The organism is Mesorhizobium sp. AD1-1 (assembly GCF_020164655.1).
GTDB classification, from domain to species: domain Bacteria; phylum Pseudomonadota; class Alphaproteobacteria; order Rhizobiales; family Rhizobiaceae; genus Mesorhizobium; species Mesorhizobium ciceri.
On sequence record NZ_JAIUGP010000001.1, the window covers coordinates 423,922 to 443,838 of the forward strand.

At 63.2% G+C, this 19,917-nt stretch carries 17 protein-coding genes and 1 pseudogene; 9 read left to right on the forward strand and 9 right to left on the reverse strand.

Features of this window, described 5'->3' with window-relative positions:
* Positions 1-7: 7 nt before the first annotated feature.
* The 4 genes and pseudogenes from LB519_RS31380 to LB519_RS01965 all read right to left on the reverse strand — a co-directional run.
* Positions 8-371 (reverse strand): annotated as a pseudogene (locus LB519_RS31380) (2Fe-2S iron-sulfur cluster-binding protein); the annotation flags it as partial.
* Positions 372-381: 10 nt separating this feature from the next.
* Positions 382-1,938: a formate dehydrogenase beta subunit gene (locus tag LB519_RS01955; protein WP_013528012.1), complete on the reverse strand. Its 1,557-nt coding sequence runs from the start codon at positions 1,936-1,938 to the stop codon at positions 382-384.
* Positions 1,935-2,414: a formate dehydrogenase subunit gamma gene (locus LB519_RS01960; RefSeq protein WP_224618499.1), complete on the reverse strand. Its 480-nt coding sequence runs from the start codon at positions 2,412-2,414 to the stop codon at positions 1,935-1,937. Before LB519_RS01960 ends, LB519_RS01955 begins: the two co-directional genes overlap by 4 nt.
* A gap of 176 nt (positions 2,415-2,590) precedes the next feature.
* Positions 2,591-3,505: a LysR family transcriptional regulator gene (locus LB519_RS01965; RefSeq protein WP_013528010.1), complete on the reverse strand. Its 915-nt coding sequence runs from the start codon at positions 3,503-3,505 to the stop codon at positions 2,591-2,593.
* 151 nt (positions 3,506-3,656) lie between these two features.
* On the opposite strand from LB519_RS01965, the gene LB519_RS01970 reads away from it, so the two are divergent.
* Positions 3,657-4,298: a DUF47 domain-containing protein gene (locus tag LB519_RS01970; protein WP_013528009.1), complete on the forward strand. Its 642-nt coding sequence runs from the start codon at positions 3,657-3,659 to the stop codon at positions 4,296-4,298.
* A gap of 3 nt (positions 4,299-4,301) precedes the next feature.
* Positions 4,302-5,306, forward strand: a complete 1,005-nt coding sequence (locus tag LB519_RS01975; RefSeq protein ID WP_013528008.1) for an inorganic phosphate transporter — start codon at positions 4,302-4,304, stop codon at positions 5,304-5,306.
* Positions 5,307-5,317: 11 nt separating this feature from the next.
* Here the strand turns inward: LB519_RS01975 and LB519_RS01980 are convergent, their stop codons facing one another.
* The gene (locus LB519_RS01980; protein ID WP_063169927.1) at positions 5,318-5,695 is read right to left on the reverse strand and encodes a VOC family protein; all 378 of its coding nucleotides are present in this window, start codon (positions 5,693-5,695) and stop codon (positions 5,318-5,320) included.
* Positions 5,696-5,964: 269 nt separating this feature from the next.
* Here LB519_RS01980 and LB519_RS01985 point away from each other — a divergent pair, with 269 nt between their 5' ends.
* Positions 5,965-7,146, forward strand: coding sequence for an Mrp/NBP35 family ATP-binding protein (locus LB519_RS01985; protein ID WP_013528006.1), 1,182 nt, complete (start codon positions 5,965-5,967; stop codon positions 7,144-7,146).
* 30 nt (positions 7,147-7,176) lie between these two features.
* On the opposite strand, the gene LB519_RS01990 is transcribed toward LB519_RS01985, so the two are convergent.
* Positions 7,177-7,629, reverse strand: coding sequence for an SRPBCC family protein (locus tag LB519_RS01990; protein ID WP_013528005.1), 453 nt, complete (start codon positions 7,627-7,629; stop codon positions 7,177-7,179).
* A gap of 146 nt (positions 7,630-7,775) precedes the next feature.
* Here LB519_RS01990 and LB519_RS01995 point away from each other — a divergent pair, with 146 nt between their 5' ends.
* The 4 genes from LB519_RS01995 to LB519_RS02010 all read left to right on the forward strand — a co-directional run bounded on the left by LB519_RS01995 (position 7,776) and on the right by LB519_RS02010 (position 12,463).
* Positions 7,776-9,581, forward strand: a complete 1,806-nt coding sequence (locus LB519_RS01995) for an IlvD/Edd family dehydratase (protein WP_013528004.1) — start codon at positions 7,776-7,778, stop codon at positions 9,579-9,581.
* 215 nt (positions 9,582-9,796) lie between these two features.
* On the forward strand, positions 9,797-10,615 hold the full coding sequence (locus tag LB519_RS02000; RefSeq protein WP_224618500.1) for a chromate resistance protein ChrB domain-containing protein: 819 nt from the start codon (positions 9,797-9,799) through the stop codon (positions 10,613-10,615).
* The gene (gene chrA, locus LB519_RS02005; protein WP_224618501.1) at positions 10,612-12,000 is read left to right on the forward strand and encodes a chromate efflux transporter; all 1,389 of its coding nucleotides are present in this window, start codon (positions 10,612-10,614) and stop codon (positions 11,998-12,000) included. The genes LB519_RS02000 and chrA overlap by 4 nt, the downstream gene beginning before the upstream one ends.
* Before the next feature lie 64 nt (positions 12,001-12,064).
* The gene (locus tag LB519_RS02010) at positions 12,065-12,463 is read left to right on the forward strand and encodes a hypothetical protein (RefSeq protein ID WP_024503380.1); all 399 of its coding nucleotides are present in this window, start codon (positions 12,065-12,067) and stop codon (positions 12,461-12,463) included.
* A gap of 146 nt (positions 12,464-12,609) precedes the next feature.
* Here the strand turns inward: LB519_RS02010 and LB519_RS02015 are convergent, their stop codons facing one another.
* From LB519_RS02015 to LB519_RS02025, 3 genes are all read right to left on the reverse strand, one after another.
* Positions 12,610-13,839: an aromatic ring-hydroxylating oxygenase subunit alpha gene (locus tag LB519_RS02015; RefSeq protein ID WP_063169932.1), complete on the reverse strand. Its 1,230-nt coding sequence runs from the start codon at positions 13,837-13,839 to the stop codon at positions 12,610-12,612.
* Positions 13,840-13,901: 62 nt separating this feature from the next.
* Complete coding sequence (locus LB519_RS02020) at positions 13,902-15,491, reverse strand: trimethylamine methyltransferase family protein (protein WP_027161820.1); 1,590 nt, start codon at positions 15,489-15,491, stop codon at positions 13,902-13,904.
* Positions 15,492-15,683: 192 nt separating this feature from the next.
* Entirely contained in the window at positions 15,684-17,177 is a 1,494-nt protein-coding gene (locus tag LB519_RS02025) for a PLP-dependent aminotransferase family protein (RefSeq protein WP_024503382.1), read from the reverse strand.
* Positions 17,178-17,494: 317 nt separating this feature from the next.
* On the opposite strand from LB519_RS02025, the gene pgi reads away from it, so the two are divergent.
* Entirely contained in the window at positions 17,495-19,144 is a 1,650-nt protein-coding gene (gene pgi / locus LB519_RS02030; protein ID WP_263484460.1) for a glucose-6-phosphate isomerase, read from the forward strand.
* A 5-nt stretch (positions 19,145-19,149) separates the two neighbouring features.
* Positions 19,150-19,872: an HAD family hydrolase gene (locus LB519_RS02035; RefSeq protein WP_013527996.1), complete on the forward strand. Its 723-nt coding sequence runs from the start codon at positions 19,150-19,152 to the stop codon at positions 19,870-19,872.
* Positions 19,873-19,917 lie beyond the last annotated feature (45 nt).

Genomic DNA, 19,917 nt, shown 5'->3' on the forward strand with positions numbered 1-19,917 from the left:
TTCCAGCCGGTCGGATGGTCGGAGACGTAGAGCTCCATGACGCCACGGCGAATGGCATCGAGCCGCTCGGTCTGCGTGCGCACGATCATGCCTTCGCCGACAGGCGTCGTGCAGGATGCCGGCGTGCCGCCGCGTCCTTCGATCTCCACAAGGCAGACACGGCACGAACCGAAGGAGTCCAGCATGTCGGTGGCACAGAGCTTCGGGATTTCGACCCCGCCCTCCATCGCGGCACGCATGATCGAGGTGCCTTCCGGCACGGTGATGCTGCGCCCGTCGACGTTCAGCGTGACCTGCTTCTGCGCCTTCGATTGCGGGGTTCCGTAGTCGATCTCTTCGACGAGGGAGGGGAAGTCGGCCTTGATGTTCATCTGCCAGCTCCTATTCGGCAGCCACGCGCACGGGCGCTGGCTTGAAGTCGTCGGGGAAATGGGTGATCGAGCTCATGACAGGGTAGGGCGTGAAGCCGCCCAGCGCGCAGAGCGAGCCGAATTTCATCGTGTTGCAGAGGTCGGTGACCAGAGCGAGGTTCTTCTCCGGCTCGATGCCCGCGGCGAGTTTGTCGATGGTCTCGACACCGCGCGTCGAGCCGATGCGGCAGGGCGTGCACTTGCCGCAGCTTTCGATGGCGCAGAACTCCATGGCGAAGCGCGCCTGTTTCAGCATGTCGGCGGTGTCGTCGAACACCACGATACCGGCATGGCCGATCAGCCCGTCCTTGGCCGCGAAGGCTTCATAGTCGAATGGCGTGTCGAACAGCGCGCGCGGGAAATAGGCGCCGAGCGGTCCGCCGACCTGCACTGCCTTGACCGGCCGGCCGGTGGCCGTGCCGCCGCCGATCTCGTCGACGATCTCGCCAAGGGTCATGCCGAAAGCGGCTTCGAACAGCCCTGCAAATTTGACATTGCCGGCGATCTGGACCGGGATCGTGCCGCGCGAGCGGCCCATGCCGAAATCCTTGTAGAAGGCCGCACCCTTGTCCATGATGACAGGCACAGAGGCTAGGCTGATGACGTTGTTGATCACCGTCGGCTTGCCGAACAGCCCCTTATGTGCCGGCAGAGGCGGCTTTGCGCGTACCATGCCGCGCTTGCCCTCGAGCGAATCGAGCAGCGCCGTCTCCTCGCCGCAGACATAGGCGCCGGCGCCGACCCGGATCTCCATGTCGAACGCGTGAGGGGAACCCAGCACGCTGGCGCCAAGAACGCCGGCCTTGCGGGCGATCTCGACGGCCTTGTTCATCGCCGCCACCGCATGCGGATATTCCGAGCGGACATAGACGAAGCCCTTGGTCGCGCCCGTGGCTATACCGGCGATCGTCATGCCTTCGATCAGCACGAAGGGATCGCCCTCCATGATCATGCGGTCGGCGAAAGTGCCGGAGTCGCCTTCATCGGCGTTGCAGACGATGTATTTGCGGTCGCCTGCTGTATCGAGCACCGTCTTCCATTTGATGCCGGTCGGGAAGCCGGCGCCGCCGCGTCCGCGCAGGCCCGATTCGGTCACCTCTGCGACGATGGCGGCAGGCGTCAGCGCCAGCGCGTTCATCAGTCCATTCAACCCGCCATGTTTTTTGTAGGATTCGAGCGACAGCGGATCCGTGACGCCGCAGCGCGCGAAAGTCAGCCGCGTCTGCTTGGCCAGGAAGGGGATCTTGTCCGGCGCGCCCAGCCAGCGTTTATGATGGCCGCCGGTAAGGAAGCCGCTGTCGAACAGGCTTTTGACGTCGGACGGTTTGACCGGCCCGTAGGCGATGCGGCCGTTGGCTGTAGCGACTTCGACCATCGGTTCGAGGAAATAGGCGCCGCGCGAACCATTGCGCACGATCTTGGCCTCGATGCCGCGCTCGGCGAGTTCGCCGGCGATCGCCTTGGCGACCTTTTCGGCGCCAAGCGCCAGCGCACCGGAATCGCCGGGAATGTAGATACGCGGGATCATGAGCGCACCTCTGCAACGATCTCGTCGAGCTTCTCGTCATCGAGCCGTCCGATCACCTCGCCATCGAGCATGGCGGCGGGCGAACAGGCGCACAGGCCGAGACAGTAGACCGGCTCCAGCGTCACCGAACCGTCGCGGGTCGTTTCATGAAAGCCGATGCCCAGCAGTTGCTTCAACTTGGCGGCGATGGCATCCGAACCCATGGACTGGCAGGATTCCGCCTGGCAGAGCTTCAACACATGCCGGCCTGCCGGATGGCTTCGGTAATCGTGATAGAAGCTGACGACGCCGTGCACCTCGGCCCTGGAAATGTTCAGCGCCTCGGCGATGACCGGCAGCGCATCCTTGGGCACATGGCCGAACTCTTCCTGGATGCCGTGGAGGATCGGCAGCAAAGGGCCTTCGAGCCCCTTCATCTCCTGGATGATCGCGGCCGTGCGCGACGTAATCTCGGTAATTGCAGGCTGCATTGTCATGCAGCGCCCTCCCTATCGTAGCGACCCACGCATATCGGCCAAAAGCATCAAGCTGTTTTGGAACAACGACATGCGCGTGCCGCTTTATCGCTAAGTGCTTAAGAAACCAGAGAAAACCTCTGAAATCAATAAAGCGGTTTCGTTGTACGATAGAAATCTTCTATCGTTCCGTTTGACTAACCCTGTCTAGCGGAACGGTTGGCATGGAAATCGTCCGCCAGCGCCATTGCCTCGTCCAGCAGCGCCGAGACCAAAGGTGTGTGCGGTTCGCGCGGTGTCGCCACCAGGCCGACCGTGTGGCTGGCGTCTGGTTCGATGATTGGAATGGCCCGGATCGGTTCGGAAAAGCCGAATGTTTCCGCAAGGTTGAGCGGCATGATCGACGACCATTTGCCGGTGCGGATGTGCGAAAACAGCACGATCATCGAATTGGATTCCAGCGTCGGTCGCACCTGCACGCCGGCTTCGGCCAGATGCTGGTCGATGATGCGGCGGTTCTGCATGTCCGGCGTCAACAGGCACAGCGGCAGGCTTGAGAGCTCCGCCCATGTCACTTTGTCGCGGTCGGAATAGGGATTTCCCATCGCGGTGATCAGTTGGTAGCGCTCGTCATAGAGCGGCACGCTGGTCACCCGCCCCAGCGGCTCGTTGTCGAGATAGGTGATGCCGGCATCGATGTCGAAATTGCCGAGCAGCGACAGCACCTCGATTGAGGTCCGCGACAGCACCGAAAAGGTGACGCCGGGATGCTTTTCGCGAAATGGCGTCGTCAGCCGCGGCAGCATGGCGAGCGCCGTCGGGATGGCGGCGATGCGGATACGGCCCGAAAGTCCGTGGCGCGCCGCGCGCATTTCCTCGCGCATGGTCCTGGTGTCGCCGACGATGCGGCGTGCCCACACCAGCACCTGTTTTCCCTCCGGCGTCAGCCCCTGGAAGCGTGAGCCACGCAGAACCAGCATGACGCCAAGCTGGCCTTCCAACTGCTTGATGCCGGCCGACAGCGTCGGCTGCGTGACGCCGCACACCTCCGCCGCCCGGCCGAAATGCTCCTCCCTGGCGAGCGCGATGAAGAATTCCAGCTTGTCGATCATGTGATCTTTCCGGTCGTTCGCTGCAAGGTCGGGGAAATTGTGCTCTACCGCAAGCGCCACGCACAATTGCCCTGCATCCACACCTTTAAGCCGGCTACCTGTTTCCCGCGGCTGAATGCGGCGCTATGTGGATGAAACTGGGAGATCGACCATGCTGGGCTGGTTCCGCAAGCTTTTGCCGCGCGAAGATCGCTTCTTCGACCTGTTCGAACGACATTCCCGCACCGTGGTCGGCGGCGCCGAGGCGCTGGAGCAGCTTCTCCAGGGCAGGGATATCGATCTCTGGTGCCAGAAAATCATCGATCTCGAAGATGAGGCCGACCACATCACCGCGGAAGTCCTGCTGGCTGTACGGCGCTCCTTCATCACGCCTTTCGATCGCGGCGACATCAAGGACCTGATCCAGTCGATGGATGACGCCATCGATATGATGCACAAGACGGTCAAGACGGTGAAGCTGTTCGAGCGCAAGGAGTTCGATCCGCTGATGCAGGAAATGGGTGGCGTCATCGTCGCCGCCGCCAAGCTGGTGGCCGAGGCGATCCCGCTGCTCAACAAGGTCGCAACGCATACTGTGCGCCTCAACGCCATCGCCGAAGAGGTGATGCGCGTCGAAAGCCGGGCCGACGACCTGCACGAGCAAGGGCTGAAGGATCTCTTCAGGAAGCACGGCAGCAGCGATCCGATGGCCTATATGATCGGCAGCGAGATTTATGGCCAACTGGAAAAGGTGGTCGACCGCTTCGAGGACGTCGCCAACGAGATCAGCGGCATCGTCATTGAGAATGTCTAGGTGATGGAAGCAACCATTGCCTTTCCCGTGCTGGCCGGCCTCGTCGCCGTCGCACTGTTCTTCGACTTTCTCAACGGCCTGCACGACGCCGCCAATTCCATCGCCACCATCGTTTCCACCCGCGTGCTGCGGCCGCAATATGCGGTGCTGTGGGCGGCATTCTTCAATTTCATCGCCTTCATGTTCTTCGGCCTCCACGTTGCCGAGACCGTAGGCAAAGGCATCGTCGACGTCAGCATCGTCACCCCGGCGGTGATCTTTGCAGCCCTGGTCGGCGCCATCGTCTGGAACATCGTCACCTGGATCGCCGGCATCCCTTCAAGCAGCTCGCATGCGCTGATCGGCGGCCTGGTCGGCGCCGGTGTTGCGAAGGCAGGCGTGGGCGCCATCGTTTGGACCGGGCTTGGCAAGACGGTCGCGGCAATCGTCTTGTCGCCAGCGACGGGCTTTATCCTGGCGCTCGTCCTGGTTCTCGTCGTCTCGTGGCTCTTCGTGCGCCAGACGCCGTTTGCGGTCGACAGCACCTTCCGCGTCATGCAGTTCTTTTCCGCCTCGCTCTATTCCCTCGGGCACGGCGGCAATGACGCCCAGAAGACCATGGGCATCATCGCCGTGCTGCTCTATTCGCAAGGCATGCTCGGCGCGACTTTCTACGTGCCGCTGTGGGTGGTCCTCACTTGCCAGTCGGCACTGGCGCTCGGCACCCTGTTCGGCGGCTGGCGCATCGTCCACACCATGGGCTCGAAGATCACCCGGCTGAACCCGATGCAGGGTTTTTGCGCCGAAACCGGTGGGGCGATCACGCTGTTTGCGGCGACCTGGCTCGGCGTTCCCGTATCGACCACCCACACCATCACCGGCGCCATCATCGGCGTCGGCGCCGCCCGCCGCGTCTCGGCCGTGCGCTGGGGCATTGCCGGCAACATCGTCATCGCCTGGATCGTTACCTTGCCGGCCACCGCTTTGATTTCGGCGCTCACCTACCTCGCGGTTGGCCTGGCGAGGTGAGGTGAAGAAATCTACCTGTCCACAAGGTTCAGGATGTTGCCGTCTGGATCCTTGAACCAGGCAACTTTCATTCCGTAACCGACGTGGAGATCGCCCTCCAGCGTCAAGCCCGGCATCTGATAGTGCTCGAAGGCGACGCCCTTCGACTTCAGCTCCTTGACGATGTTGCCGATCTCGTCGCCAACCATCCAGGTCACCGCTGTCGCCTTGTTGGTTCCGGCAAATTGGGAATGATAGACGTTGAGGGTGGTATCGCCGCTTTTGTACACGATCAGTTCGCCCCCCTCATCCTGCACCTGTTTCAGGCCAAGCGTTCCTTCGTAGAAAGCCTTGGCCTTTGCCAGATCGCTTACCGCCAGATTTGCCGTTGCGTTGCTGTTTGCGAGCATAATCGCCTCCTTCTCGGCTTGTCGGTCCCGTGCTGGTCGTTGAAATAGGTCGCTGCGATCGTTTGGCGACTGTCGGCTGGATTGATTGCTGGCCGCATCGGCGCTCGCTTATCTGGAGGACGTTTGGCGCGGATGAAATCCGGCAGGACCCGCCGGTTTTTCAGGCACGCCAAGACAGCCATTGCTCCACGGCTTGGTTCTGTCCGGAAACTGCATTATCTCAGGTGCAAGCTGCATCTCAGGCGCAAGCTGCGTAAGGAAAAACTGCCATGTCCGTCACCAAGGAAATCGTCACCGAGCGTCTGAAGACGGTCAACGGGCCGGATTTCACCGGCAACATCGTCGACCTCGGCATGGTTTCGGAAATTTTCATCGCCGACGGGAAGGTCTTCTTCTCGATTACCGTTCCCGCCGCCCGCGCCCAGGAAATGGAGCCGCTGCGCGCCGCTGCCGAGCGTGTCGTCAAGGCGATCCCCGGTGTCGCCGGCGCCGTCGTCGCGCTGACGGCGGAGAAGAAGGGCGGCGGCATGGAGGCGCCGGTTCCATCGCGCCCCGCACCCAGGCCCGTTCCGCCGGCTGCGCCCGCCGCCGCCGCGCCGCGTGCGGCTCCGCACGCGCCGGCCTCGCACAGCTCGGGCAAGCGTGGCGTGCCCGGTATCGAAGCGATCATTGCCGTTGCCTCCGGCAAGGGCGGCGTCGGCAAGTCGACCACCGCCGTCAACATCGCGCTCGGCCTCGCCGCCAACGGCCTGCGCGTCGGCGTGCTCGATGCCGACATCTACGGCCCGTCCATGCCAAGGCTGCTCAACATCCACGGCCGGCCGCAGACCGTCGACGGCAAGATCCTGAAACCGATGGAGAATTACGGCCTGAAGGTGATGTCGATGGGTTTCCTCGTCGACGAGGAAACGCCGATGATCTGGCGTGGCCCGATGGTGATGTCGGCACTGACGCAGATGCTGCGTGAAGTCGAATGGGGTCGGCTCGACGTGCTCGTCGTCGACATGCCGCCCGGCACCGGCGACGCGCAGCTGACCATGGCCCAGCAGGTGCCGCTGGCTGGCGCCGTCATCGTCTCGACGCCGCAGGACCTGGCCCTGATCGACGCGCGAAAAGGCCTCAACATGTTCAAGAAGGTCGACGTGCCGCTGCTCGGCATCGTCGAGAACATGAGCTATTTCATCGCCCCGGACACCGGCAAGCGCTACGACATCTTCGGTCATGGCGGGGCGCGGCGCGAGGCCGAGCGCCTTGGCGTCACCTTCCTCGGCGAGGTGCCGCTCGAGATGGGCATTCGCGAAAGCTCGGATGCCGGCACGCCGGTTGTCGTCTCCAAGCCCGACGGCGCCGAGGCGAAAATCTACCGCGACATCGCCTCGAAGGTCTGGGACCGGGTTAACGAAGAGCGTGGTGCTGCGGCAGCGGCGGTGCCGAGTATTGTTTTCGAGTAGCTTGTTCGGTAGCCGCCGCCGCTCTGCAGCCTAGGCCGCGCCGACCTTCTCGCCGAAGCTGGAAAAAAACTGTCCGGCCAGTTTCTTCGAGGTCGATTCGATCAGCCGGCTGCCGAGCTGGGCGATCTTGCCGCCGACATCGGCCTTGGCCGCGTAGTTCAATATCGTGGCGTCGGGTCCATCTGCCGTCAGCGTCACGTCGGCGCCACCCTTGGCGAAGCCTGCAATGCCGCCCTTGCCTTCGCCCTGGATGGTGTAGGAGTGCGGCGGCTTCAGGTTCTTCAGCGTCACTTCGCCGTTGAACGTCGCCTTGATCGGTCCGATCTTCACCACCACGGTTGCCGCCATCTCGGTCGGCGACTTCATCTCCAGGCTCTGGCAACCGGGAATGGTCGCCTTCAAGACCTCGGGATCGTTCAGCGCTTCCCACACTTTTTGCAGCGGTGCGGCAATGCGCTCCTCGCCTTCGATCACCAAAGCCATGAAAACCTCCCGGACAAGACTGTCCGAACCCGTAACGCACGGCTTGGTGCGTGTCTATCGCACCAAAGTCCGGTTGCGACCGCACGCCCTCTTGCCTGCTCCCGCGCGTTGCCATATCGATTTGTCTTACAAATACGGAGACCATGATGGCAGGCGCCCCCACCCATAAGAAAAAATTTCGCTCGCAGGAGTGGTTCGACAATCCCGACAATCCGGGCATGACGGCTCTCTATCTCGAGCGCTATCTCAATTACGGCCTGACGCGCGCCGAACTGATGTCCGGCAAGCCGCTGATCGGCATCGCCCAGACCGGCTCGGATCTGTCGCCCTGCAACCGTCATCATATCGAACTGGCCAAGCGTGTGCGCGAAGGCATCGTCTCGATGGGCGGTATTCCGTTCGAGTTCCCCTGCCATCCGATCCAGGAGACCGGCAAGCGCCCGACCGCAGCGCTCGACCGCAACCTTGCCTATCTCAGCCTGGTCGAGGTGCTTTACGGCTACCCGCTCGACGGCGTCGTGCTGACCATCGGTTGCGACAAGACGACGCCGGCGCTGCTGATGGCAGCGGCCACGGTCAACATTCCGGCGATCGCGCTGTCGGTCGGGCCGATGCTCAATGGCTGGCACAAGGGCAAGCGCACCGGCTCCGGTACCATCGTCTGGGAATCACGCCAGCGCCTGTCGGCCGGCGAGATCGATTATGACGAGTTCATGGACATCGTCGCCTCGTCGGCGCCGTCCACCGGCTATTGCAACACCATGGGCACCGCCACCACGATGAACTCGCTGGCCGAGGCGCTTGGCATGCAGTTGCCGGGCTCGGCCGCCATTCCCGCGCCCTACCGCGAGCGTGGCCAGATTTCCTATGAGACCGGAAAACGCATCGTCGAGATGGTGCATGAGGATCTGAAGCCGTCCGACATCATGACGAGAGAGGCTTTCGAGAACGCCATCGTCGTCAATTCGGCCATTGGCGGCTCGACCAACGCGCCGATCCATCTCAACGCCATCGCCCGCCACCTTGGGGTCAAGCTCGACAATGACGACTGGCAGACGGTCGGCCTCAATGTGCCGCTGCTGGTCAATTTGCAGCCGACGGGCGAATATCTTGGCGAGGACTACCATCATGCCGGCGGCGTGCCGGCGGTCATTGCCGAACTGATGAAGGGCGACCTGTTGCCGCATCCCGGCGCACGCACCGTCAACGGCAAGTCGATCGGCGAGAATAGCGAGGGCGTCGCCAACGAAAACCCCGACGTCATCCGCTCGGTCGCCAAGCCGCTGAAGGCCAATGCCGGTTTCATCAATCTCAGGGGCAATCTGTTCGATTCGGCGATCATGAAGACCAGCGGCATCTCGCCCGAGTTTCGCGAGCGCTATCTGTCCAATCCTAGGGATCCCGAGGCTTTCGAAGGCAACGCCATGGTTTTCGACGGGCCGGAGGATTACCACGCCCGCATCGACGACCCGGCGCAAGGCATCGACGAACACACTATCCTGTTCATGCGCGGCGCCGGCCCGGTCGGCTATCCCGGCGGTGCCGAGGTCGTCAACATGCAGCCGCCGGCCTATCTCATCAAGAAGGGCATCCACGCGCTCGCCTGCATCGGGGACGGCCGCCAGTCGGGCACGTCGGGTTCGCCGTCGATCCTCAACGCCTCGCCGGAAGCGGCGATCGGCGGCGGACTGGCGCTGCTCAAGACGGGCGACCGGGTCCGCATCGACTTGCGCAAGGGCACGGCCGACATCCTCGTCACCGACGACGAGATCACCCGGCGCCGCGCCGAACTGCAGAACAATGGCGGCTTCCACTATCCCGAGCACCAGACGCCCTGGCAGGAGATCCAGCGCGGTATGGTCGCGCAGTTTTCGGAGGGAATGGTGCTGAAGCCGGCGGTGAAATACCAGGATGTCGCGCACACCAGCGGTGTCCCCAGGGACAATCATTGATTCTGGATCGACGGATGGCGGCTTGATCAAATCAGGCCGCCGTCGGTTTTCCGGTCAGCGTGTTGCATCGCGGCCGGGTAGGTCGAGAACGGCCACCGTCCTTGACAAGCGCGCCCAACAAATCCACCATCATGACAAGGGGTGCATCGCGACGACCCCGTGAGGCGTCAGCCCAACGTTCGCGTCCAAGCTTCTCTTTTCAGGAGGTGGACGCCATGCCGTCAACAACCGCTATCACCGTACCGCAATTGTCCCGGCTCATAGGTCTGCCGGGCGCCCCAGTCATTGTCGATGTTCGCATAGATGAAGATTTCGACGCCGATCCGCGGCTGTTGCCGGCGTCGTGCCGTCGCGACTTCAAAACCGTTTCAACCTGGGCGGCCACGTTCGCCGGCAAGCCGGTGGCCGTCGTTTGCCAGAGGGGGCAAAAGCTCTCGCAAGGCGTGGCCGCATGGCTGCGCCATGAGGGGATATCAGCTGAATCTCTCGAAGGCGGGTTTGAGGCCTGGCGCGATGCCGGAGGGCTTTTGGCCCGCACCGCCAAGATGCCGCCACGCAATGAAAAGGGCGCCAACGTCTGGGTGACGCGATCGCGCCCGAAGGTCGACCGCATCGCTTGCCCGTGGCTGATCCGGCGTTTCGTCGACCCCGACGCGGTGTTCCTGTTCGTCGAACCCGCTGAAGTGTTGGCTGTTGCCGACCGCTTTCAGGCCGTGCCGTTCGACATCGACAATGTGTTTTGGAGCCATCGCGGCGAGCGCTGCACCTTCGACACGATGATCGAGGAGTTCGGGCTGGAATCCGCGGCGCTCGATCGCCTCGCTGCAATCGTGCGGGCGGCCGACACTGCAAGCCTTGACCTGGTGCCTCAGGCGGCCGGCTTTCTGGCTGCCTCGCTTGGTCTGTCGCGTATGTACCGCGACGATCTGGAACAACTGGAAGCAGGCATGCTGCTCTACGACGCGTTCTTCCGCTGGTGTCGCGACGCCACCGAAGAAACGCACAACTGGCCGGCTGCGGGTAAGCCGTCGTGACCGCTCTTGTCCCGGACAATAAGGCGGGAACCGTCCCGGTGCCGGCTGCACCGACCTTCACCGAGGCCGTGAAGGTCTGGGCGAAAATCGGATTGCTCAGCTTTGGCGGTCCGGCCGGGCAGATCGCGCTGATGCACAAGGAACTGGTCGAGGAGCGGCGCTGGATCGGTGAGCGGCGTTTCCTGCACGCGCTGAACTACTGCATGCTGCTGCCTGGCCCGGAAGCCCAGCAACTCGCCATCTACATCGGTTGGCTGCTGCACAGGACGGCCGGCGGCCTTGTCGCCGGCATCCTGTTCGTCTTGCCGGGCGCGCTCGTCATGCTCGCCTTGAGCAGCCTCTACGTCATCTATGGCGACGTGCCGCTTGTCGCGGCGCTGTTTTTCGGAGTCAAAGCGGCTGTGCTTGCCATCGTCGTCGAGGCGGTGGTCCGGATCAGCCGGCGGGCCCTCAAGAACCGGGTCATGGTGTCGATCGCGGTCGCGGCGTTCATCGCCATCTATGCGTTGAATGTGCCCTTTCCGCTCATCGTCCTGCTAGCCGGCCTGACGGGATGGCTGGGGGATCGCATTGCTCCCGCCCTATTTTCCGGCTCGGCCCATGGCAAGGACGATGTTGCCGACTTCAAGGGAGCGGTCGACCTGATGTTCGAGCGTGGCGAACTGGCCCATGTCAAACCGACCAGATGGCATGCACCGCGCACCGTCGCGATCTGGCTGCCGCTCTGGCTCGGGCCTGTTCTTTTGATCTGGTGGTTCACCGGCTCTGCAAGCGTCTGGGCCGAGATAGGCCGGTTCTTCAGTCTCATGGCTGTCGTCACCTTCGGTGGCGCCTATGCGGTCCTCGCTTATGTCGCACAGGCAGCCGTCCAGTCCTTCGGCTGGCTGGCGCCGGGTGAAATGGTCGATGGCCTTGGGCTCGCCGAAACGACGCCAGGGCCGCTCATCCTGGTGCTGCAGTTCGTCGGCTTCATCGCCGCGTTCCGCTATTCCGGCTCGCTGGACCCGTTGGTTGCCGGATCGCTGGGGGCTTTGCTCACTCTGTGGGTGACGTTCACGCCTTGCTTCTTCTGGATATTCCTCGGTGCGCCCTACATCGAGGCCTTGCGCGGCAACAAGGCACTGTCGGCCGCACTGGGCGCGATCACCGCCGCCGTTGTCGGGGTAATTATGAATCTGGCCCTATGGTTTGCCTTGCACGTCATCTTCCGTGAGGTGCGCGCGACGGGCCTTGGCATGAACGTGCCGGTGCTTTCGTCGATCGACTGGCGCGCGGCCTTGCTTTCCGTGGCCGCCATGGTCGCCATCCTGAAGCTGAAAGTCGGCATGCTGCCGACACTCGCGCTATCCGCCCTTGCAGGGATCTTGCTGGCGGCGGCTGGTTAGACAGCACCGCCTTTGCAATCCGCTTGCCCACCACCTAAGTGGGCTGGAAATGGAAGGAAACATCATGGCCGGACGGCGATCTTCCCTCGGCTTCCTCGGAATGTTCGGCCGTTCGGGCGACTTGAGGCAGCTCGACGATGCATTGCGCGGCGCCGATCTGCATCCAGCCCTTGTGCCGGAGGGCGTGAAGCTTACCCTCGTCAATCTCATGAAGGATCGCTGGCCCGACGAGCCGCCACCGGGCACCTATGCGTCGGTGGCACAATTATGCAGCTATTGCATCGCGGGTCCCGAAACCTTCGAGCAAGCCAATGGCCATGAGCGGACGCTGGGAGCCGAGCGCCGCATCGAGGCGGCGCTTGAAGCCGGTGACAGCCTCGACGCGCAGATCGTGCTGATGACGCTGCATGCCAAGCTCATCAACCCCGAAGTCGTCGACCGATACGGGCTCAGCGCGGAATGACGCGAACGGCAAGATCTGCCTGATTCTCCTAGAGCAATTCTAGGAAAAGTGTGAGCGGTTTTCCGTCTAGAATTGCGTCAAAACAAAGAGTTAGAGCAGATCGCCGTTTCCGTGAAACGGTGAATGCTCTAAGGCAGCCGAGCCGTTCAGGCCCGGCTGATCTCCTCGAGATACCAGCCGATGTAGCGCAGTTCGTTGTATTCCATCGGCGCGATAGGTCCGGGCACGAAATAGTGCGAGCGCACGCCGCGCGCAGTGTGCTCGATGATCTTCTTGTCCTCTTCGGTGGTGATCTTCCACAGCCAGGTCAGCTTCTCCAGATCGTAATCCTGGCCCTCGACCGCGTCGCCGCGCACCAGCCAGATCAGCTCCATCTCGCAGGTGCCAGCCGTTTTCGGGATGAAGCGGTAGATCATGCCGTGATCGGGATAGCAGACGAGGAAGGTCGTGCCGCCGAGATGGATGGAAGTGACGCCACCGTCATAGTCGGAGAAGCGTCCCATCAGCGGGGCCACCGGCGATCCATCCTGGCTGCCGCTCGAAACGCCGTCATAGAGCGCATAGCGGAAGGTGTGGATTGCTTCCTGACCGGCCGCCGAGTTCTGCCAGCGGTTGGCGCTGCCGATCTCGATGCCGAGCGCGCAGGTGCGTTGCTCCATCGCCGCATTGAGCTGCTCGATCATTTCTGCCGGCTTTTCCAGCGCATGCGTCTGCGAATATTCCGGATGCGCCGGCCCGCAATGGTAACATTCGACATAGTTCTCGACGGCGAGCTTCCAGTTGGCGTCGAGCGGATAGGACTGACGATACGCAACCTTGGCGTCGCCCCAGCCATACTGGCCGCAGCTCGTTCGCAGCGACTGTTCGATCGGATCGAAATCGAGCGGCGTCTCGGCGAAGGAAATGAAGACCAGACCGGATGCGACGCGGACATGAAGCTTCTTCAGCCCGTGCGCCGTGCGGTCGAAATCCTTCGGCATCAGGCGGGCAGCGCGCAACGATCCGTCATTGGAATAGGCCCAGGCGTGGTAGGGGCACACGAACATCTTCGCGTTGCCCTTCTGCTTGGTGCAGACCTCGGCGCCGCGGTGGCGACAGACGTTGAGCATGGCATGCACGGTGCCATCCATGCCGCGTGTCAGGATGACCGCCTCGTCGCCCAGTTTGAACAGCTCGAAATCGCCGGGGTTCGGGATAACGCTGGCGTGGGCCAGGCAATGCCAGTGGCGGCGAAAGACCCGTTCCATGTCGCGTTCGAAGATCGCCGGGTCATGATAGAAGGCACGCACCAGGCCGTGGCCTGGCCGATGAGATGCCACCAGCCGATCGATCGCGTCGCCGTCGGTGGGGGCTTGCTGGATAGGATGCACACTCATTTGTCGTTCTGCCCGATGGTTGGTCGTGTATGGCTGTATGGCTGCACGAGACTTGTCTCCGGTCAGCCGCCCATATGCGTGCGCGGCAGGTGGATCAGGTTGCCGAAACGGGCACGCAATCTGTCGTCGACCTGTTTTGGCACATGGCGCGGAAATCGTTCGGCAAGAATGCGCTTCTTCTCGGTGATCGCACGCAGCAATATATCAGGCCGGCCTTTTTCGTTCCATTCCTTCGGCGAGGAACGATCGCCGAGGGCAGGATAGAAGTGCTCGGTCTGCATCAGCTTGAGCGTTTGTTCGTTGTCGAGATAGTGGCCCGGACCCTTGAGGCAGACCTCCGCGATGCTGTCGATCGACAGGGCTTCGTCAGTCACGTCGATGCCACGCGCGCAGCCCAGGCAATGACCGAGCATGTCGTTGTCGATGACCAGGCTCTCCAGGCAGAAGCCGAGCAGCGAGGCATGCATGCCGGCCGCCTCATAGACGAGGTTGAGGCCGGAGAGGCCGGCCATCACATTGGTGATGCCCTTTTCGTAGCCGGACTGAATATCGGGCAATTTCGAATCCGTCATGCCGGCGGCGGAGCCACCGGGCAGGTCGTAGAATTGCGCCATCTGGGCACAGGCCGCCGTTGCCACCGACTGCTCGGCCGACCCGCCGGCCATGGCGCCGGTGCGCAGGTCGGACATGAACGGCCATGCGCCGAAGATCGCCGGATGGCCGGGCTTGAGCGCGTTGACATAGACCAGGCCGGCCAGCACTTCGGCCACTGCCTGCACGACGGCGCCGGCCATCGCCGCGGGTGCCGTCGTGCCCGACTGGCCGGTCGACAGCAGCAGGATCGGGATGCCGCCTTCGACGCAGGCCTCGAGCACGCCGCAGGCATCCTCGGCGAACCTCATCGGCGGCACGACGAATGAATTGGAGTTGGAAACGAATGGCCGGGCGCGGAAATTCTCCTCGCCTCCGGCGATGGCGTACAGCATTTCAAGTGCAGGCTTCACGTTCTCACGCACCGTGAAGGATGTTCCGACGTGCTTCGATGTTCCCATCACACAGGCATAAAGCGTGTTGAAATCCATCTCGAGCGGATCGGCGATGTCGCGCGCCACCATCGGCCGCTGGAAGAAATGAATGTTGTCCAGCCCGTCGACGATGCGGGCGGCATCATAAATATCCTGCAGCTTGGATTCGCGGTACTCACGCTTCTCCAGATCCACCAGGTGCACGGCGATGCCTGCCGTGCCGTAGTGCACGCGCTTGCCCTGGACCACCATGTCGTGCCTGGGGTCCTGGCCATGAAGCGTGAAATGTCGTGCCGCCCGCTTGATGGTGTCGAGCACGAGCGCGCGCGGAAAGCGGACCCGGCCATCGTCGCCATGGATCGCCCCCACCTTGGTCAGCACCTTTATGCAGGAAGGAATGGCGTTGGCGAAACCCACTGTCTCCAGAAGCGTCAGCACGCCTTCGTGGATACGCTCGCGGTCATCCCCGCGAAGCGGCCCGTAGCCGCCGCCCTCGATGGCCTTGTGCTGTGGTCTGGCATCCTCCACCAGGGGAGATGATCGCATGGCATGTCCTGTTTCGCGAAGACCGGAGCGTTGTGGACGACGGTTCGCCGGCGTGTCCTGCTGTTCGACAGCCACTGGCATGGAAGCACTCCAACTTCGTCGGCAGGAACTCGTGGCGGTTGGTCCACCATCGGCCTGCTTCTTCCCCTGATGACGCCGACTATGCCGCCGGCACTGGCCCATCCTATGGGCCAGCTGGCTCAGTTCCATGTGCCAGAACTAAAATACCGGAGCCGCTGCGAGCGGCTCCGGTCACGAGAGGTCGATGATGGATCAGGCGGCCGCGGGTCTGCGTCCGGCGGCCGTGGCCAGTTCGCGGATGCCTGGCTCGATGTGCTGTAGCGCGATCGACGAGATGCCCAGCCGCATGAAACGCGAAGGCTTTTCAGTGCGATCGAAGAAGCGGTCGCCTGGCTCGATGATGACGCTGCGCGAGGCCGCTGCCTCGGCAAGCCCGCGCGAATCGGTGCCGCGCGGCCCTTCGAGCCACAGCGACGTACCGCCGGCCGAATCGGTCGAGCGCCATTCCGGCAGGAAGGCGGAAATCGCATGGACCAGCCGCTTGCGCCGCTCGTCGAAGGCTGACGACAGCCGCCGCACCAGCGCCTCGTGGTGGCCGAGCGACAGGAACAGTGCGACGGCGCGCTGATTGTTGGCCGGCGGATGACGCAGCATGAAGCGGCGCAGCGCCCGGAGCTCCGCGATCAGTCCGGCGGACGCCACGATGTAGCCGAGCCGCAGGCCGGGAGCCAGCGTCTTGGACATCGAGCCGACATAGACCACGCGGCCGGAACGATCGAGGCTCTTCAGCGCTTGCTGCGGTGCCTCGTCGAGAAGCTGGCTGTCATAGCCGTCCTCGATGATGATCTGGTTGTAGCGGTTGGCGCGCGCCAGAAGATCCTGCCGCCGTTCCGCCGACAACGGCACCATGGTCGGGCAATGATGGCTGGGCGTGACGAAGACGAAGCCGGAATCATTGGGAATAGAAGCAGTTACGATGCCGGACTGGTCGACCGGCACCGGCTGTATCTCTGCGCCCGCAAGGCGGAAGATCGAGCGCGCGTCGGGGTAACCGGGGTCCTCCATCGCCACCTTGGAGCCCTTGGACATCAGCAGCGTCGCCAGCATGTAGAGCGCGTTCTGGGCGCCCAGCGTGACGATGATCTCGTCGGGATTGGCGAAGATGCCGCGCCGGGGCAGGAGCCGCGCCTGGATCTGCTCGATCAGCAGCGGATCGTCACGGTCGACCATGTCGGACGCCCAGTTGCGGATTTCCAGCACGGCAAGCGCCATGCGGTTGCACTCGCGCCATTCAGCGGTCGGGAACAGCGCCGGGTCGAACTGCCCGTAGACGAAAGGATAGGACGACTTGATCCAGTTCTCGTGCTTGGCCGGCGGCGGCATGTCGCTTGCGGCGATCTTGCGGCGTGCCTTCCAGTCGATCTCATTGGCCTGGTCGGGCGCCTTCTGGTGCGGCTTGGCCGGTGTCGCCAGCACATCGGGATTGACGAAATGGCCACGCCGCTCGCGCGCCACCAGGAAACCCTGGTCGACGAGCTGCTGGAACGCCAGCACCACGGTTCCGCGCGCCACGCCGAGTTTTTCGGCCAGGATGCGGCAGGAAGGGAGCGGCATCGAAGCGGCGATCTGGCGGTCGAGAATGGCGGCTACGATGGCCTGGCGGATCTGCGCCTGCAGGGTTTGGCCGGATTCGGCCGAAATCCGGAACAGGCCGGACCATATCGCCGTGTCGTTTCGCTGTGGCATGGGAGATTTCCTCGATGGCCAGCCTTTTTCGTTTGGCTGGACCAGCCGAACGTAACCGTGGCACAAGGGGTTGCGCCAATCAATTTTTCTGATCGTTGGGATTTATGCCAGTGATCCTTCACGTCCTTTTGATGCCGCGTTGCGGCATCGTGGGGTGACGCGGCGCTTCATCCCGGCGATGACATGGTGCGTCATGGCGGCGTGTGGGTGTGCGTCATCGCTGCGCATTGATACGAGTGGAGTTCGGCCCGATAGATTGTCGCGACGACACGCGCCGGAAACATCCGGTCCGTAATGATGGCTCGAGGTCTCGGAGTTTGGCAGTGGATCAATCGTCCTTTCAAAAACAGCTCGCCGCCTTGCGCGACCACCGCGCGGCGGCGCCCGCCAGCATGCGCCAGGCCTTCGCCGCCGATCCCAAGCGGTTCGTGGAATTCTCCGCCACCGACGGCGATCTGCTGCTCGACTGGTCGAAATGCGCGGTCGACGCGACCACCATGGAGCTGCTGGAAAAGGTCGCCCAGGCCGCCGATCTCGAAGGCCGCCGCGCCGCCATGTTCGCCGGCAAGAAGATCAACGTCACCGAGGACCGTGCCGTGCTGCACACGGCGCTGCGCAACCTGACCGGCAAGGGCGTCACCGTCGATGGCCAGGACGTCAAGGCGGACGTCATCGCCGTGCTCGACGCCATGGGCGCCTTTGCCGATGCCGTGCGCTCGGGCAAGGCGGCCGGCGCCACCGGCAAGAAGATCACCGACATCGTCAACATCGGCATCGGCGGTTCCGATCTCGGCCCGGCCATGGCGACGCTGGCGCTGGCGCCCTATCATGACGGGCCGCGCGCGCATTACGTCTCCAACATAGACGGCGCCCATATCCACGACACGCTGAAAGGCCTCTCCGCCGAGACCACGCTTTTCATCATCGCTTCCAAGACCTTCACCACCGTCGAGACGATGACCAATGCGCAGACGGCGCGCGACTGGGTGCAGAAGGCGCTCGGCAAGGAAGCGGTCGGCAAGCATTTCGCCGCCGTCTCGACCGCGCTCGACCTTGTGGCCAAGTTCGGCATCGCGCCCGATCGCGTCTTCGGCTTCTGGGACTGGGTCGGTGGCCGCTATTCGCTCTGGGGCGCCATCGGCCTGCCGGTGATGATCGCTGTCGGCCCGCGGAATTTTCGCGCCTTCCTTGATGGCGCGCATGAGATGGACGAGCATTTCCGCACCGCGCCGGTGCAGGAGAACCTGCCGGCGCTGCTGGGACTGGTCGGCTGGTGGCATCGCGTGATCTGCGGTTACCCGGCGCGCGCCGTCATCCCTTACGACCAGCGCCTGTCCAGGCTGCCGGCCTATTTGCAGCAACTCGACATGGAATCGAACGGCAAGAGCGTCACCCTCGAAGGCACGGCGGTGACGACGCCGACCGGACCGCTGGTCTGGGGTGAGCCCGGCACCAACGGCCAGCATGCCTTCTTCCAGCTGCTGCACCAGGGCACCGATTTCATTCCGGTCGAGTTCCTTGCCGCGGCCATCGGTCACGAGCCCGATCTCAAGCACCAGCATGATCTGCTGCTCGCCAACTGCCTGGCGCAGTCGGAAGCGCTGATGAAGGGCCGCACGCTGGACGAGGCGCGCGCCCAGATGCTGGCCAAGGGCATGAAGCCGGCCGAGGTCGACAAGATCGCGCCGCACCGCGTCTTCTCGGGTAACCGTCCCTCGATCACCATCCTCTACAGAAAGCTCGACCCGCGCACCTTCGGCCGGCTGATCGCGCTCTACGAGCACCGCGTCTTCGTCGAGGGCACGCTGTTCAACATCAACTCCTTCGACCAATGGGGCGTCGAACTCGGCAAGGAACTGGCCACCGGCCTGTTGCCTGTCGTGGAGGGCAAGGAAAGTGCCGCCAATCGGGATGCATCGACCGCTGGCCTTGTGGGATTCATCCAGCATTTGCGTGGCTCGGAGTGAAAAGCTTGGCAGACATCAAGGGAATATTGTTCGACAAGGACGGCACGCTTGTCGACTTCAACGCCACCTGGCTCGGCGTTGCCGACTTCATGGCCATGGATGCGTCGGAAGGCGATCGCTGGAAAGCCGACAGGCTGCTGGCCGCTGCCGGCTTCGATTTCGCCAACAAGCGTTTCAAGCCGGACTCCATCTTTGCCTCCGGCACCAATCTCGACGTCGTCGAATTGTGGTTCCCACGCCTGTCCAACGAGGATCAGATGCTTGCGGTTGCCCGCTTCAACGAGATCACCTCCGTGCAAGGCTCGGCGATGGCCGTGGCGCTGCCGGGCATCGTCGATACGCTGACGGCACTGCACAGGAAATCCTACCGGCTTGGCGTCGCCACCAACGATTCGACCAGCGGCGCGGAAAAGACGCTGGTCACGCTCGGCGTCGCTCAATTGTTCGACGCGGCCTATGGCTACGACGCGGTGGCCAATCCGAAGCCGGCGCCCGACACCATCCAGGCCTTTAGCGATCTCACCGGCCTCAAGCCGGCGGAAATCGCCATGGTCGGCGACAACCGGCACGACCTCGAAATGGCACGAGCCGGCGGCTGCGGGTTGGCGGTCGGCGTGCTCTCCGGCACTGGGACCCGCGAATCGCTGGCCGGCATTGCCGACGTTGTCCTGGATTCGGTCGCCGACCTGCCGGATTTTTTGTCGGCACGGGTCAAGGAGACGATCTGACGGACAAGGTCGGGGATCAAATCAACCGGGCTTTCCCCAATAGCC

What these genes read in the sequence shown, in the direction of transcription:
- LB519_RS01955 (WP_013528012.1), bottom strand. Translation starts at nt 1,938, where the DNA reads ATGATCCCGCGTATCTACATTCCCGGCGATTCCGGTGCGCTGGCGCTT.
- LB519_RS01960 (WP_224618499.1), bottom strand. Translation starts at nt 2,414, where the DNA reads ATGACAATGCAGCCTGCAATTACCGAGATTACGTCGCGCACGGCCGCG.
- LB519_RS01965 (WP_013528010.1), bottom strand. Translation starts at nt 3,505, where the DNA reads ATGATCGACAAGCTGGAATTCTTCATCGCGCTCGCCAGGGAGGAGCAT.
- LB519_RS01970 (WP_013528009.1), top strand. Translation starts at nt 3,657, where the DNA reads ATGCTGGGCTGGTTCCGCAAGCTTTTGCCGCGCGAAGATCGCTTCTTC.
- LB519_RS01975 (WP_013528008.1), top strand. Translation starts at nt 4,302, where the DNA reads ATGGAAGCAACCATTGCCTTTCCCGTGCTGGCCGGCCTCGTCGCCGTC.
- LB519_RS01980 (WP_063169927.1), bottom strand. Translation starts at nt 5,695, where the DNA reads ATGCTCGCAAACAGCAACGCAACGGCAAATCTGGCGGTAAGCGATCTG.
- LB519_RS01985 (WP_013528006.1), top strand. Translation starts at nt 5,965, where the DNA reads ATGTCCGTCACCAAGGAAATCGTCACCGAGCGTCTGAAGACGGTCAAC.
- LB519_RS01990 (WP_013528005.1), bottom strand. Translation starts at nt 7,629, where the DNA reads ATGGCTTTGGTGATCGAAGGCGAGGAGCGCATTGCCGCACCGCTGCAA.
- LB519_RS01995 (WP_013528004.1), top strand. Translation starts at nt 7,776, where the DNA reads ATGGCAGGCGCCCCCACCCATAAGAAAAAATTTCGCTCGCAGGAGTGG.
- LB519_RS02000 (WP_224618500.1), top strand. Translation starts at nt 9,797, where the DNA reads ATGCCGTCAACAACCGCTATCACCGTACCGCAATTGTCCCGGCTCATA.
- LB519_RS02010 (WP_024503380.1), top strand. Translation starts at nt 12,065, where the DNA reads ATGGCCGGACGGCGATCTTCCCTCGGCTTCCTCGGAATGTTCGGCCGT.
- LB519_RS02015 (WP_063169932.1), bottom strand. Translation starts at nt 13,839, where the DNA reads ATGAGTGTGCATCCTATCCAGCAAGCCCCCACCGACGGCGACGCGATC.
- LB519_RS02020 (WP_027161820.1), bottom strand. Translation starts at nt 15,491, where the DNA reads ATGCCAGTGGCTGTCGAACAGCAGGACACGCCGGCGAACCGTCGTCCA.
- LB519_RS02025 (WP_024503382.1), bottom strand. Translation starts at nt 17,177, where the DNA reads ATGCCACAGCGAAACGACACGGCGATATGGTCCGGCCTGTTCCGGATT.